A 13,210-nucleotide genomic window follows, 5' to 3' on the forward strand; every position below is an offset into this window, starting at 1 on the left:
CCTAGATGATGGGAGGGCGGCCGGTGCGGGTCATCCGCCAGGCGGTGCGCCAGGAGATGGGACGGCGCCGGCCCGCGGGCTTGCGCCAGCCCTCGGCGAAACCCTTGAACCAGGGGCGCAGAGCGGCGGGCCTGCGCTCCCTCAGAACGGTCATCGCCACCCACACGGCCAGGTAGGTGAGCCCGATCGGCCACGGGAGGTTCCGGCGGGCCAGCCACACGCGGTTGCGCGCGTTGTAGCGGTAGAACATGTCGTGGCGGGTCGGCAGCACCGCCGGGTGGAACATCACGGCGGACGCGTCGTACACGATCCGGTACCCGGCGTCGAGGATCTGCCAGGCCAGGTCGGTCTCCTCGTGGGCGTAGAAGAAGTCCTCCGGCAGCCCCCCCGCGGCCTCGAAGGCGGCCCGCCGGATCGCGCAGGCGCCGCCGAGGAAGGTGGTGACCTCGGAGGAACGCTCCGGGTCGCCGGCCCGCAGCCGGGGGACGTGCCGCCGCTCGCCGCGCCCGCCCTCGGGGTCGCGGACCCGGAACGAGACGACGCCCAGCGTCGGGTCGGCCGTGAACCGGTCCCGCAGGTAGGCGCCGAGCCGGTTGGAGCGGTACCAGCCGTCGTCGTCCAGGAACAGGATCACCTCGCCGCCGGCCTCGGCGACGCCCCGGTTGCGGCCGGCCGGGATGCCCACGTTGCGCGGCAGCCGGACGATCACCACCCGCTTGTCGTCGAAGACCTCGTCCTCGCCGGGCGTCCAGTCCCCCGCGACGCCGTTGCCCACCAGGACGACCTCGATGTCGACGTGCTCCTGGTCGAGGGCGCTGCGCACGGCGCGCGCGAGCTCCTTCGGCCGGTTGCCCATGGTGAGCACCACGACCGAGAGCGGAACGCCCGCGTCCACGGCGGGGGCGGCGAATTCTTCGTCCAGGCTCACAGGGCTCCCGTCCAGCTCACTTCAGTCTCCGCGAAGCAAGGATGCTCACCAGGTGCAGCAGGGTCTGCGCGACGGCGACCACCGCGACCGCGACGGTCAGGACGCGCACCGCCGCCGGGGTCTCGGTGCCGAGCAGCACGTCCACCAGCGCGGCGGCCAGGATCAGCAGGGACAGCTCGACCGCGCCGATGATGCGGTGGAAGCGGAGCATGGACGCCGCCTGCCGGGCCAGCGCGATACCCGTGGAACGGGGCCGCAGCGCGCGCTCCCCGCCGGCCGGATCCGCGGGCAGGCCCGACTTGGCGCGTGCCACCACCACGTTGTCGGTCTCCGCCTTGATCAGCGCGGCGCCCAGTGCGGCGACCAGGCCCAGCTCCGCGTAGCCGCCGGTGGCCCAGCCTCCCTGCGCGGCGAGGCCGAGCCCGACCAGCAGCGACACCTCGGAGAGGTAGTGGCCGATACGGTCCAGGAAGACACCGGCCACCGACGTCTGCCGCAGGTAGCGGGCCACCTCGCCGTCCACGCAGTCCAGCAGCAGGTAGAGCTGGATCAGCAGCGCGCCGCCGAGAGCGGTCCACAGCGCGCCGGTGCCGGTGGCGGGCAGCGAGACCACCAGCCCGGCGGCCACGCCGCAGGCCATCATCATGTAGGTGAGCTGGTTGGGGCTGAACCCGAACCGCATCGCCAGCCAGGCCACGTACGGCGACAGGTCCCTCATGTAGAGGCGGCCCGCCCAGTGCTCCTCGTTGCGCCGGTCCTTCAGGCCCGGAGGCTGGCCCCAGCGCCGCACGTCGGCGACGGTCGCCGCCTTGCGGGACGGCCGCCCGTCCCCCACCGGCGGCGTCTCGGGCAGGTCAGTGGCCATGGGCTTGGACATACTCTTCCACCGCCTTGAGGATCGCGTCCCGGTCGAGACCGAGATGCTCCAAGATCGTATAGCGGCCCGGCCGGGTCCGCGGGGCATAGTGAACGGCATCCGCGAACTGTTCGACGGTCAGGCCCGCCTCGGACGGCAGCACCGGCAGGCCGTGCCGCCTCAGGCAGGAGACGATCTCCTCCAGCCGGTCCGCGCCCGTCCCCAGATGCATGGCGCGGAGCTGGTAGCAGAACGCGGCGCCGATCCCGGCCAGCTCGCCGTGGTTGGCGGTGCCGGGGAAAAGCTGGTCGATCGCGTGCAGGATCTCGTGATCGCCGCCGCTGGACGGGCGGGACGAGCCGGCGAACGCCATCGCCATGCCCGACAGCACCAGCCCCTCGGCCAGCACGGTCAGGAAACGGTCGGACTCGACCGACCCGGGCTGGTGCAGCAGCGCCTCGGCGGCGGTGCGGGCCACGGTCAGCGCCATCCGGTCCACCGGCTCGCCGCACTCGTCGGCGGCCAGCATCCAGTCGTCCACCGCGGAGAAGTTGCTCACCACGTCCCCGATCCCGGCCCGGACCAGCCGGACGGGCGCGGCCCGCACGTAGTCGAGGTCGACCACCATCGCCAGCGGCATCACCACGCCGAAGGAGCCCTTGCCCTTGTCGTGCGTGAGCGAGGCGACCGGAGAGCAGATCCCGTCATGGGACAGGTTGGTGGCCACCGACACCATCGGGATGCCCGCGAGCGTCGCCGCGTACTTGGTGGCGTCGATGGTGCGGCCGCCGCCGATGCCGACCACGGCCTCGTACGACCCGCCGCGCAGCTTGGAGCCCAGGGAGACCGCGGCCTCCACCGTGCCGCCCTCGACCTGGAACACCTCGCAGTGCGTCAGCGACGGGCGGACATGGTCGGCGATCTGGTCGCCCTGGCCGCGGCCCACCGCGATGGCCACCCGGCCCTCGGTGGCGATCCGCCGGTCCGCGAGCAGGTCGCCCAGGGACGCGACGGCCCCGCGCCTGACATCGATGGACAGCGGGGCGGTCAGCATCCGGGTCAGCAGGGGCATCGGGGACTTCCTCGCTCGGATCGTCGGTCGGGACGTCCGCTCTGGTGCGGCCGATCTGGTCCTACGGCCGTCGCGGTGGGGGCTGTGCGTGTCCGGCTTCGGCTGTTCCTCCGGCGGGTCTCGGCGATCAGTAGGTCTTGGCGATGGTGCGCGCCTTCGCCAGGTCGTCGTGGTCGTCGACCTCGACCCAGTCGACCGCGCCGATCGGGGCGACGGCGATCTCCCCGCCCCTGTCGACCAGCTCCTGGTACCCGTCCTCGTAGTAGAGGTCCGGGTCGCGTTCCCAGGTGGCCTTGAGCGCGTCGGCGAGCGGCCCGGCGGCGGCGGGCTCGATCAGGGTGGCGCCGATGTACTCGCCGTAGGCCGAGGACGGGTCCATCTTCTTGGTGATCCGCCGCAGCCGTCCCCGCTCGTCGAGGGTGACCTTCATCTCCTCGTCGGCGAGCGTTTTCACGTTGTCCACCGCGAGCAGGATGTCCGGTCCACGGCCCGCGAGTAGCGTCTTCTCCACGCCGACCGGATGGACCGTGTCGCCGTTGACCACGAGGACGCCTTTGGAGAAGTGCTCGCGAGCCAGCCACAGGGAGTAGGCGTTGTTCCACTCCTCGGCCTTGTCGTTGTGGACGAGGGTGATCGACACCCCGTAGCGGCGTTCGAGCTCGGCGGTGCGCCGCTCGACCGCCTCGGCGCGGTAGCCGACGACGATCACGATGTCGGTCAGGCTCACCTCGGCCAGGTTGCCGAGGGCGATGTCCAGAATCGTGGTGTCGCCGTCGACCGGGACCAGTGCTTTGGGGAGCGTGTCGGTGTACGGCCGCAGCCTCCGGCCCGCGCCCGCCGCCAGCACCATACCGATCATGCTTCCTCTTCCTCCAGGTCGAGTGTCACACCACCCCGCGTCCCCACGCGGACGCCCTCCGCGGACGGCACCCGCGGAAGGACGCCGCCGCGAACGAGTGTCACGCCAAGGTAGACCGCGAGCGTCGCATAGGCGAACGGGAGCAGGTCGGACAGCCCCGCGAAGGCCACGAGCAGCATCCGGCCGTCCCATCCCAGCCCGGGGCGCAGCACCGGGAACCGGGCCGATGGCCGGTGCCCCTGCCGGGAGCGGTACACGATGTCGTGGTGGTGGTACGCCAGGACCGCTATCAGCACGAAAACGAGCGGTGCCGCCACGTCCTGCGCGAACCCCAGCGCGGCGAGGTAACCATACTCGATCGCGCGGATACCCGGTGGGACAAGCCAGTCGATCCTGCCGTCGTGGAGATGCCCTGCAGACGGTCCGGTCAGCAGCAACGCGACAACGGGGGCGAACAACGCCAACGTCCGCTGCTCCCCGACCCGCGCGGCCAGCAGGACCCCGGCGACGGCCATCGCGACCGCGAACCCGTGCAGCGGAGCCACGTACCCGCCCGCCAGCCGGCCGAGCATCAGCGAGATGGCCCCGTCGTCCCGGTACGCCGGAAGCCGTCCGGGAGTCGTCATGCCGTCCGGCTTGCGGACACCTGCCGGATCCGCCCGGCCAAGGTGATGACGGTGGCGATCACGCCCCAGGTGAGGAGCGCGAGGAAGGTCACGCGGGCGTCGAAGAGGGCGGCGGTCAGCGCGACCAGCGCGACCCGCTCCCCGACCGGCAGCGCCCATGCCTTCCTGGCCCAGTACAGGGCGCGCGACCGGCTCAGGCGGCCGTCCGGCCTGGCGATGAGCGCCCGTTCCAGATTGGCCACGAACGCGCGCTCCAGATTGACCGGTGTCCGCTGGAGCGGCACGTGCGGCGGGCGGGTGCGCGCCTCGTAGGAGGCGTCGATCACATCCCGCACCGCCTGGAGGATCAGCACCGCCACCGCGAGGGCCCACGCGTCCCCGCCGCCCCCGGCGGCCTCGGCCGACCCGAAGGCAAGGCCCAGGTAGACCACGTACTCCTTGCCGTGGCCGCAGATCATGTCCAGCCGTGCCCCGAACTCGGTGCGGCGCCCGGTGTAGCGGGCGAGCTGCCCGTCCGCCACGTCCAGGACGAAGGCGAGGTAGAGCAGCACCGCGCCGGTGACCATCCCGGGGCGGGTGCCCGCGCTGAACCACAGCGCCGCCAGCAGCGCGAACACCACGGACACGGCCGTGACCGTGGTGGGGGTGACCTCACGCCCGGCCAGCCAGCGGACGAGGCGCGGACTGTAGGAACTGACCGCGAACGTGGAGAAGAAGCCATCGTCGCTTTTGACCGCCGCCGCCAGCCGCCGGTCGTCCTCGTACCGGGCATCCGCGGCCTCCAGCGCGACACGGGCCTCCCGGAGCGCGGCGCCGCCGGGCTCATCGGCGGCGATGCGGCGGCAGACCCCGCCCTTGGCGGCCCGCGCCGGATGGGAGGCGACCGGCCTGCCCAGGCGCACCAGCCCCGCCAGCAGCAACCCGGCGGCGTCGCCCTCCGTGCCCGGCCCCGCCAGGTCGGCGAGGCTCTCCGCCAGCTCCGCGATCGCCCGCCCTTCGGACACGTCGAACCGCAGGACCCCCGGGAACGCCGCGTTGACCTTCGGGACCAGGCCCACCTGGACGACACGTCCCCTCCGCACCCGGGCGGAGGCCGTCCCGGACTGGCCCGCCTCACCGGGCGGCACGGTCACCGCCGCCAGCGGGGCCGCGGTGCCGTTCACGAACCGGTCCAGCAGTCCCGCGCTCACCAGCAGATCGGCGGGCAGGATCACCACGGGCACGTCGGCGCGCCGCGCGAGCTGCGCGATCCTCCGCAGGTCACCGGCCACGTCCGGGGACACGATCGCGGAGCCGGCGCCCGCCCCCGGCGCCACCACGGCCCCGGAGGCCACGCCCGCTCCCGGACGTCCGATCACATGGACGTCCGGTACGTTGACCGTTGCGAGCAGGTCGCGCAGCCGGGCCAGGTGCGCGGGCGGGTCCGTCCCGGGCGCGCCGAGTGCCCGTCCGGTCGCGAGGATCACGGCTACGGTCATCGATCCCTCCGGCCGGGCGTCCGGCGCGCCGGAGGACCAGTGAACACTGCACAGTGCGACACGCCGATCACAATACGCGACGGGACGGTGCATGGAGAGACGGACGGTCGCAGTGATACTGGCCGGCGGTGTCGGCCGCCGCGCCGGGTCGCCGGTGCCCAAGCAGCTCGTCGAGGTCGGCGGGCGCCCCATCCTGGCGCACGCGATCGCGGCGTTCGACGAGCACCCGGACGTGGGTGAGGTGCTGGTGGTGATGGCCCCGGGTCATCTGCGCACGGCCGCCGCGCTGGCCACCCCGTTCCGTAAGGTGACGGGAGTGATCGAGGGCGGTGAGACGCGCACCGGGTCCACGGCGGCGGCGCTGGGGGCCCTGGCCGGCCACGGCGCCGACACGCGCGTCCTGTTCCACGACGCGGCCCGCCCCTTCGTGGACGCCGGGGTGATCGGCCGGGTGCTGGACGCGCTGGACAAGCACGCGGCCGTCGCGGTCGGCGTGCCGTGCTCCGACACCGTCGTCGCCGTCGAGGACGGCCTCGTCGCGAGCATGCCGCCGCGCGCGTCGCTGGTGCGGTTCCAGACCCCGCAGGGCTTCCGCCTCGGCGTCCTGCGCTCCGCGTACGACGTGGCGCTGGCCGACCCGGACCTGGTCGCCACCGACGACTGCGGCATCGTCCACCGCTATCTGCCGGACGTGCCGATCAAGGTGGTGGAGGGCAGCGAACGCAACCTCAAGGTCACCCATCCCCTCGACTTCGTCCTGGCCGAGCATCTGGCGGGCGGCACGCCCACCGACCCGCTGACCGGCTCCCCCGTCGACCCCCCGGAGGACAACACGTGATCTTCGACAACCGGCCCGCCGTGATCGGGCACCGCGGACTGGGCTCCGGCGACCTGGCCGTGCCCGGAGGCACTGGCACCGTCGCCGAGAACACCGTCCCCTCGCTGCTGGCCGCGCTCGCGGCGGGCGCGTCCTGGATCGAGATCGACGTCACCCGCACCGCCGACGACGCGCTGGTGCTGCGGCACGACCCCACCACCGCCGACGGCGCGTTCATCGTCGACACGCACGCGGCGGCCAGCGGGCTGCCGCTGCTGGCCGAGGTGTTCGACGCGCTGCCGCCGGAGGTCCCGGTGGACGTGGACGTCAAGACGATCCTCGAGGACGCGGTGGACCCGCCGTCCCGGCGCACCGGGTCCCTGCTGGTGCCCACCCTGCGGAGAGAGGCGCGGCGCCGCCCGCTGCTGGTCACCTCGTTCGACGCCTCGCTGCTCACGTACCTGCGGGAGAACCTGCCGGGCGTCCCCCTGGGGCTGCTCACCTGGCTGCGCTTCCCCCTGTGGCACGCCATCCCGTCCGCCGCGGGCCTGGGGTTGCAGGCCGTCGGGCTGCACACCGGGTCGCTGGGGATCGAGCACCCCGACACGCGGCTGCGTCCCCTGGCGCACAGTGTGGACGTGGCGCACCGCGCGGGGCTGGAAGCACTGGTCTGGTGCCCGAAGGCCGAGGACGCCACCGTGTACGCCGAGGCGGGCTTCGACGCGATGGTGGTGAACGACGTACCCGGAGTCGTGCGCGCCCTCAACGAGAAGCGGGCAGAGGCGGGGGCGGTCTAGCCGCCTGAGCCGCCCTGGCCGCGGCGCAGGTCGTCACCGCCGTACATCTGCGTCCACTCCCCGGCCTCCTGCCGCTGCTCGCCGCCGCCTTGACGCGGCGGCTCGGGGGCGGGTTCAGGGGCGGGCGGAGGCTGGGGAGAGCGGACGTCGGACGGCGGCTGCGGAGGCCCCGAGGCGCCCGGAGGCGAGTAGGGCGGCGGTACGGCCGGGCCCGGCGCATGGGGCGAAGGGGCCGGCCGGTACTGACCGGCGGGAACGGGAGGTGCCCCGTACTGGGGCGGCGGAGCGGCGCCGCCCGGCCCCATCGGAGCGGGAGGCATGCCGTACCGGGACCGCGCGGGGGACGCCCCCGCCACCCGCCAACGCGACGGCGACATCGAGGCCACCAGCAGCGCGACCCCGAGAAGCAGCAGGATTCCGTACGGGGCGACGACCCCGTAGCCGAAGTCGAGCGACCTCGGCAGCATGTTCCCCGTGCGCTCCCCGGCGAACTCCGGCATCAGCAGCCACAGCAGCCCGAACGCCGTGAAGACCACCCCGGGGACCAGCGACGCGACCGGTGACAGCCGCGAGCCCATGACCAGCCCCAGCAGCACCGCGGCGACCACCAGCACCGCCAACGCGATCAGCCGGTCCGGCCATCTCCCCTCCAGGGCCGGCACCCGGAAGAAATCCGTCATCCGGCCGACCCCGTAGAGCAGGCAGAACGCGACCACCGGGGTGACGACCAACCCGACCAGTACACCGATGCCGTGGCGAGCGCCGTTGGACATGATGACCCCTTACCGCCGGACGGCCGATCCCGTCCACGGTACCGCCGGGCGCCGCCCAGCGGCAGGGCCGATCCACGGTGCCGATCCACGGTGCCGATCTGCTCGGCCCCGCCTTGCCGCCGGTCAGCTCTTGGCCGGGCTGGGCTGGCCGAGTCCCGGCGGGCTGGTGAGGAAGCCGACGCCCCACGACAGGTGCATGGTCGCGAACACCAGCGGCAGCCGCACCCACGCCGACGGGGGCAGGCCCCGGCCCTCCACGGCCGCGCCGATCACGATGCCCGCCGCGTACGCGCCCGGGATGATCCAGCCGGGCCAGAACCCGAACGCCCCGGCGACCACGCCCGCCACGATCGCCACCACCGCGATCGGCGGCGCCAGGTAGCGGAAGTTCAGCGTGCCCTGATGCTCGCGGCCGACCACGCGCCGCCAACGCCCGGTGTGGAAGTACTGCTTGGCCAGCGCCCGCAGGTTGGGACGCGGCCGGTAGGTCACCCGCATCCGCGGGGTGAAGTAGATCGTCCCGCCGGTCTGCCGGATCCGGTGGTTCATCTCCCAGTCCTGGGCACGGACGAAGGTCTCGTCGTACCCGCCGACCCGCTCCAGCGCGCTGCGCCGGAACGTGCCCAGGTAGACGGTCTCCACCTCGCCCGCCTCGCCGCCGGTGTGGAACCGGGCGTTGCCCACCCCGATCTTGGAGGTCATGGCGCGGGCCACCGCCTGCTCGAACGGGGTGACGCCCTCGGCCGCCATGATCCCGCCCACGTTGTCGGCGCCGGTCTCCTCCATCGTCTCCACCGCGGCCCTGATGTAGTCGTCGGGCAGCAGCGAGTGCCCGTCCACCCGGACGATGATCGAGTACTGGGACGCCTTGATCGCGATGTTGAGGCCCTGCGGGGTGCGCCCGGTGGGGTTGGGCACCACGATGATCCGCTGGTCCTCGGCGGCCAGCCGCCGGGCGATCTCCTCCGTGCGGTCGCGGGACGGCCCCACCGCCAGCACCAGCTCCAGCTCGCCCGGGTAGACCTGCCCCAGGATGCGCCGGACGGCCTCGGTCAGATGCCGTTCCTCGTTCAGAACCGGCATCACCACCGACACCGCGGGCCACGTCCGGTCGCCCACGGCTTGCCCTGGGTCGCCCTGCGCGCTGGCATGGGCGGGTGAAGAGGAAGAGGCAGAGGGGTTCATGTCGGGTCGCGGGGCCTTCTCTCGTTCGTTCATGTCGAGCTCTAACCGCCCGGCCGTCCGGGGAGAGGGATTGCGGAACGGCGCCACGTTACTGCAAGGACACGAAGCCCAGGAACCGAACGGACGGCGAGCCCCCACTTTAGAGTGGGAACACTCGCGTCACTGTTGTTTCCCGGGAGGCGGCGGCCGGCATGGCAGAAGGGCCCAGGCGGGCGGACGGCGACCCCGACCCGATGGAGCGCTACTTCCGTCCACGGGACGACGGGCGGGGCGGCGCGGGCGGTGACGCCGAGGAGGACATCGAGGGCGTCACCGTCGACGGGATGCCCGCTCCCCGGGTCGCGGTGGAGAGCCCGCGCGGTCCGCGCCGTCCCGGGCCGGGGCTGAGCCGCCGCGCGGCGCTGGCCGCCCGCAGGCAGCGCAGATTCCTGATGCTCACGGGCGCCATCTCGGCGATGGTGCTGGCGACCTCGGGCGGCGCCTGGGCGTTCCAGAACTACGTGACCGGGATGATCGACAGCATCAGCGTCGGCGGGCTGGACGGCGGCGGCCCCAAGGGCCCCCTGACCGTGCTGGTCGCGGGCGTGGACCGGCGCGACGGGCTCACCCGCGAGCAGCAGCGGGCCGCCAAGCTCGGCCACGAGCCCGGCGAACGCTCCGACACCATGATGCTGCTGCACATCTCGCGCGACCACGACCGGGTCACGATCGTCAACCTGCCCCGCGACTCGCTGGTGACGATCCCCGCGCACCGGTCGAACGGGTCCGAGGGCGCCAAGGGCGCGCGGATCCCGTCCCGTCCCGGCAAGCTGACCTGGGCCTACCAGTTCGGCGGGCCCGACCTCACGGTCGACACGATCAAGCAGGCCACCGGGGTGTCCATCGACCACTACGTCGAGGTCAACTTCTACGGCTTCGTCAGCATGGTGGACGCGCTCGGCGGCGTGGACGTCTGCACCGAACGGCCGATCAACGACACCAAGAGCGGGCTCGTCCTGCCCGCCGGCAAGTCGCATGTGGACGGCCTGAAGGCGCTCGGCTTCGCCCGCGCCCGCTACAGCTTGAGCGACGGCAGCGACCTGGGGCGCATCGACCGGCAGCAGCAGTTCATCGCCTCGATGATGAAGCAGGCCCTCAGCACCAAGACCCTCAGCGACCCGCGCAAGTCCACCAGGTTCCTCAACGCCGCGCTCAAGTCCCTGCGCGTGGACAAGGAGCTCGCCGAAGACCTGCCCGACCTCGCCGAGCAGATGAAGAACCTGTCCACCGACAACCTCACCTTCGCGAAGGTGCCGCTGGCCAACAGCGACCATCCCGCGACGCTGTGGAACACCACCTCGCCGCAGTCCACCGTCCTATGGGACCAGCGGCAGGCCGGTGAGCTCTTCGCCAAGATCAGGCGGGACCAGCCGGTCGGCTCCGGGACGCCGTCGCCGGCCACGCCGTCCCCGACCAAGCCCGCGGGCCCCACGGTCCCGCCCGAGGACGTGCAGGTCAGCGTGCTGAACGCGATCGGCACTCCGGGCCTGGCCACCCGGGCGGGCGGCGAGCTGCGGCGGATCGGCTTCCGCGCCACGGTCGTCCCGGGCGTGGCGCGGCGCGGCCTCCAGGAGACCACGATCCAGTACGGGCCGTCCCGGGCGGAGGAGGCCAGGACGCTGGCCGCCGCCATCCCCGGCGCCCGCCTGAAGAAGGTGTCCTCGCTGGGCTCCCGGGTCCAGGTCATGGTCGGAGCCGACTGGAAGGGGGCCGAGGATGTCGACGTGGCCCCGTCCCCCAGCCCCAGCGCCTCGCCGCGCCACCTGGAGACCGGCACCGCCACCGAGAAGCTCTGCAAGTAAGGGTTCTCAGCCGCCCGCGCCGTTCTGGGCGTCCAAGGCGTCCAGCCGCGCCATGATGGCGTCGACCGACCGCTTGAGCTCGGCCATCTCCAGGCGCGCCTGGCGGATCTCCGACACCGCCGCCACCCACAGGTATCCGGCCTGGTAGGAGTCCTTGCTGAACTGGTCCTTGGGGCCGCCCTGCCTGAACTCGGGGGCCAGTTGCACGGGGGTGGTGGGGTCCATGTCGTCCTCCTCGGGCGAGGTGGGCTTGCCGGTGAACGTGCCGTCGCGGACCAGCCGGTACAGCCGGTCGCCCGGGCATGAGGTCGAGACGAAGTCGCGGTGGCCCCGCACAGCGGCAGCCAGTCCCTTGCCGCGCAGCCACGCACGGAGCTCGCGGACGGCGTTGATCTGCGCGGTGGTGGGGTCCTCCGACGGGCCGGTGGCCAGCGTCACCGACGTCCAGGTGGAGTTGCCGCCGGGCTGCGCGGCCTGCTGCCGCTGCCAGCCACGCCCCTCCAGAACGATCCCGTGCGGGCACGCGGCGAAGCTGTTCCCGGTGAAGTAGACAGAGCCCCTGCGGCGAGCCAGCCACGTCGAGTTCTGGGTACGCACGCACCACACCTGGCCGTCGTAGTTCTCCCGGCTGATGTCGAATGTTGCGCCGCGCGCGGCTGCGGGACGTGGGGCGAAGCTCGTCACGTGCCGGAGATGGACGACCCACATGCCCGCCGAGGTCTGGCGCAGCGTGCCGGCCATGCCCGCGAGGGTGGCGGCGAACTGGAACCGCTCCGCCCTTTCCCTGCTCTTATGGACCATCTGGCGCCGGGTGACCGTGCGCCCGTTGTCGCCGCCCGCGAGCAGTGAGACGTTGAGGAACAACTCGAGCTGTGCTCGAGTCAGCGCCAACAGGAAGTCGTGCCGGACGACACCACCCGGCGCGTGTTCGAGAATGACGCGTCCCGCGTCGCTCGACAGATGGAACTCCACGAGGCGGCGACCGTCGCCGGCGCTGAGCGTCTCACGCCATCGCGGGACGCCGTCCGTCCGACTGCCTGTGCGGGGGAACCGGTCCACGGGCGGCCCGAAGACGCCGGTGAGCGCAGCCCTGATGCGCGCCGCGTTCCGGCCCTCGTTCCGGTACAGGACGACGCCCGTGCTGGACAGGCCACTTCCGGACTGGGGCTTGATATGGCCTTCGGTCCAGAACCACGCGATCGTCTCGACCAGCGCGTCCGACCACTTCGGCTCGGAGGGGAGGTCCGCGCACTCGGCCGCGATGGGGATCCGATCCCAGTAGCCGATCGTCTCGCTGGTCACCCATCGGCGCTCGTGGCCCTGCTCCGTCCGTCGCCGTCCGTTCCTGTCCGGGCCACCCCGCCTGGAGAACCTCTCGACCGCCCACCGGTGCCCTGGCGTTGTGAGCGACGAGTGGCCACGTCCCTCCATGCGGATCATCTCGCGCGGCCGGGCGGGGAAGATGTAGACGTCGTCGAGCGGCTGCCACTCCGACATGCCCGTCTCGTGGTTCAGGGTCAGGACGACGTCTCCCGGCCGGACCTCACGGAACGTCTTCCATCCGCTCGCGGTCAGGATCTCGGTCTCTTCGTCCACGCAGTACCCGATGTCCGCCCAGCCCCGGGTGTTCATGTGGAAGCGGCGGGTGTTCCTCCAGTAGGTGCGGCACGCCTCGTGTGACTTCCCGGCCAGGCCCTGGTCGCTGCCGTCGTAGTGGATGACCAGGCCGTTCTTGCAGGCGGCGAACCCGGCGGCGGTCGGGCCCCAGCCGAAGGACGAGCGCCTTTCCAGCTTCATGAGCCGGCCCCCTCGGTGTAGGTGTCCTCGGGGTCGATGAAGCCCTCGTCCGGCTCGTCCGGCTCGGGGAGGTAAGGGACGTCGATCTCCTCGACGTCCCGCTCGGGTTCGGCCATGGCAGCCTCCGGGATGATCCTCGATGTGGTCGGCCGGCCCTGCGTCACAAGGCCAGCAGAATAGC

General features: G+C 72.5%; 12 protein-coding genes. 3 read left to right on the plus strand and 9 right to left on the minus strand.

All coding sequences use genetic code 11. From position 1 onward, the window contains the following. Nucleotide 1 precedes the first annotated feature (1 nt). The 6 genes from QSK21_RS06930 to QSK21_RS06955 form a co-directional block, all read right to left on the minus strand. Entirely contained in the window at nucleotides 2-856 is an 855-nt protein-coding gene (locus QSK21_RS06930; protein WP_502871524.1) for a glycosyltransferase family 2 protein, read from the minus strand. 88 nt (nucleotides 857-944) lie between these two features. Then, nucleotides 945-1,793, minus strand: coding sequence for a CDP-alcohol phosphatidyltransferase family protein (locus QSK21_RS06935; protein WP_285694463.1), 849 nt, complete (start codon nucleotides 1,791-1,793; stop codon nucleotides 945-947). Further along, nucleotides 1,783-2,838 (minus strand): iron-containing alcohol dehydrogenase family protein, encoded by a 1,056-nt coding sequence (locus QSK21_RS06940; protein WP_285694694.1) that lies wholly within the window; start codon nucleotides 2,836-2,838, stop codon nucleotides 1,783-1,785. The genes QSK21_RS06935 and QSK21_RS06940 overlap by 11 nt, the downstream gene beginning before the upstream one ends. Before the next feature lie 145 nt (nucleotides 2,839-2,983). Further along, a complete protein-coding gene (locus tag QSK21_RS06945) occupies nucleotides 2,984-3,715 on the minus strand; it encodes a phosphocholine cytidylyltransferase family protein (protein WP_285694465.1) in 732 nt (243 codons plus the stop codon). Continuing rightward, nucleotides 3,712-4,341, minus strand: a complete 630-nt coding sequence (locus QSK21_RS06950; protein WP_285694466.1) for a DUF5941 domain-containing protein — start codon at nucleotides 4,339-4,341, stop codon at nucleotides 3,712-3,714. Before QSK21_RS06950 ends, QSK21_RS06945 begins: the two co-directional genes overlap by 4 nt. Then, nucleotides 4,338-5,819 carry a CDP-alcohol phosphatidyltransferase family protein gene (locus tag QSK21_RS06955; RefSeq protein WP_285694467.1) on the minus strand — a complete coding sequence of 494 codons (1,482 nt, stop codon included), beginning with the start codon at nucleotides 5,817-5,819 and terminating at the stop codon, nucleotides 4,338-4,340. The genes QSK21_RS06950 and QSK21_RS06955 overlap by 4 nt, the downstream gene beginning before the upstream one ends. A gap of 91 nt (nucleotides 5,820-5,910) precedes the next feature. Between QSK21_RS06955 and ispD the strand changes: the two genes are divergently transcribed. Together ispD and QSK21_RS06965 are read left to right on the plus strand one after the other, a co-directional pair. Further along, complete coding sequence (gene ispD, locus QSK21_RS06960) at nucleotides 5,911-6,657, plus strand: 2-C-methyl-D-erythritol 4-phosphate cytidylyltransferase (RefSeq protein ID WP_285694468.1); 747 nt, start codon at nucleotides 5,911-5,913, stop codon at nucleotides 6,655-6,657. Next, nucleotides 6,654-7,433 (plus strand): glycerophosphodiester phosphodiesterase, encoded by a 780-nt coding sequence (locus QSK21_RS06965; RefSeq protein WP_285694470.1) that lies wholly within the window; start codon nucleotides 6,654-6,656, stop codon nucleotides 7,431-7,433. Before ispD ends, QSK21_RS06965 begins: the two co-directional genes overlap by 4 nt. Here the strand turns inward: QSK21_RS06965 and QSK21_RS06970 are convergent. Next, a complete protein-coding gene (locus QSK21_RS06970; protein ID WP_285694471.1) occupies nucleotides 7,430-8,206 on the minus strand; it encodes a hypothetical protein in 777 nt (258 codons plus the stop codon). The two genes, QSK21_RS06965 and QSK21_RS06970, sit on opposite strands and share 4 nt — an antisense overlap. 123 nt (nucleotides 8,207-8,329) lie before the next feature. Beyond that, nucleotides 8,330-9,391: a glycosyltransferase family 2 protein gene (locus tag QSK21_RS06975; protein ID WP_502871525.1), complete on the minus strand. Its 1,062-nt coding sequence runs from the start codon at nucleotides 9,389-9,391 to the stop codon at nucleotides 8,330-8,332. A gap of 191 nt (nucleotides 9,392-9,582) precedes the next feature. On the opposite strand from QSK21_RS06975, the gene QSK21_RS06980 reads away from it, so the two are divergent. After that, nucleotides 9,583-11,232, plus strand: a complete 1,650-nt coding sequence (locus tag QSK21_RS06980; RefSeq protein ID WP_285694474.1) for an LCP family protein — start codon at nucleotides 9,583-9,585, stop codon at nucleotides 11,230-11,232. Between the two features lie 6 nt (nucleotides 11,233-11,238). Here QSK21_RS06980 and QSK21_RS06985 read toward each other — a convergent pair whose 3' ends face one another. Further along, on the minus strand, nucleotides 11,239-13,029 hold the full coding sequence (locus QSK21_RS06985; protein ID WP_285694475.1) for an N-acetylmuramoyl-L-alanine amidase: 1,791 nt from the start codon (nucleotides 13,027-13,029) through the stop codon (nucleotides 11,239-11,241). Between the last annotated feature and the right edge of the window lie 181 nt (nucleotides 13,030-13,210).

Source organism: Actinomadura sp. NBRC 104412, from assembly GCF_030269515.1.
GTDB lineage: Bacteria > Actinomycetota > Actinomycetes > Streptosporangiales > Streptosporangiaceae > Spirillospora.

Excerpts from the sequence above, each read along its gene's own strand:
- QSK21_RS06930 (WP_502871524.1), bottom strand. The coding sequence starts at position 856 with ATGGGCAACCGGCCGAAGGAGCTCGCGCGCGCCGTGCGCAGCGCCCTC.
- QSK21_RS06935 (WP_285694463.1), bottom strand. The coding sequence starts at position 1,793 with ATGGCCACTGACCTGCCCGAGACGCCGCCGGTGGGGGACGGGCGGCCG.
- QSK21_RS06940 (WP_285694694.1), bottom strand. The coding sequence starts at position 2,838 with ATGCTGACCGCCCCGCTGTCCATCGATGTCAGGCGCGGGGCCGTCGCG.
- QSK21_RS06945 (WP_285694465.1), bottom strand. The coding sequence starts at position 3,715 with ATGATCGGTATGGTGCTGGCGGCGGGCGCGGGCCGGAGGCTGCGGCCG.
- QSK21_RS06950 (WP_285694466.1), bottom strand. The coding sequence starts at position 4,341 with ATGACGACTCCCGGACGGCTTCCGGCGTACCGGGACGACGGGGCCATC.
- QSK21_RS06955 (WP_285694467.1), bottom strand. The coding sequence starts at position 5,819 with ATGACCGTAGCCGTGATCCTCGCGACCGGACGGGCACTCGGCGCGCCC.
- ispD (WP_285694468.1), top strand. The coding sequence starts at position 5,911 with ATGGAGAGACGGACGGTCGCAGTGATACTGGCCGGCGGTGTCGGCCGC.
- QSK21_RS06970 (WP_285694471.1), bottom strand. The coding sequence starts at position 8,206 with ATGTCCAACGGCGCTCGCCACGGCATCGGTGTACTGGTCGGGTTGGTC.
- QSK21_RS06975 (WP_502871525.1), bottom strand. The coding sequence starts at position 9,391 with ATGAACCCCTCTGCCTCTTCCTCTTCACCCGCCCATGCCAGCGCGCAG.
- QSK21_RS06980 (WP_285694474.1), top strand. The coding sequence starts at position 9,583 with ATGGCAGAAGGGCCCAGGCGGGCGGACGGCGACCCCGACCCGATGGAG.
- QSK21_RS06985 (WP_285694475.1), bottom strand. The coding sequence starts at position 13,029 with ATGAAGCTGGAAAGGCGCTCGTCCTTCGGCTGGGGCCCGACCGCCGCC.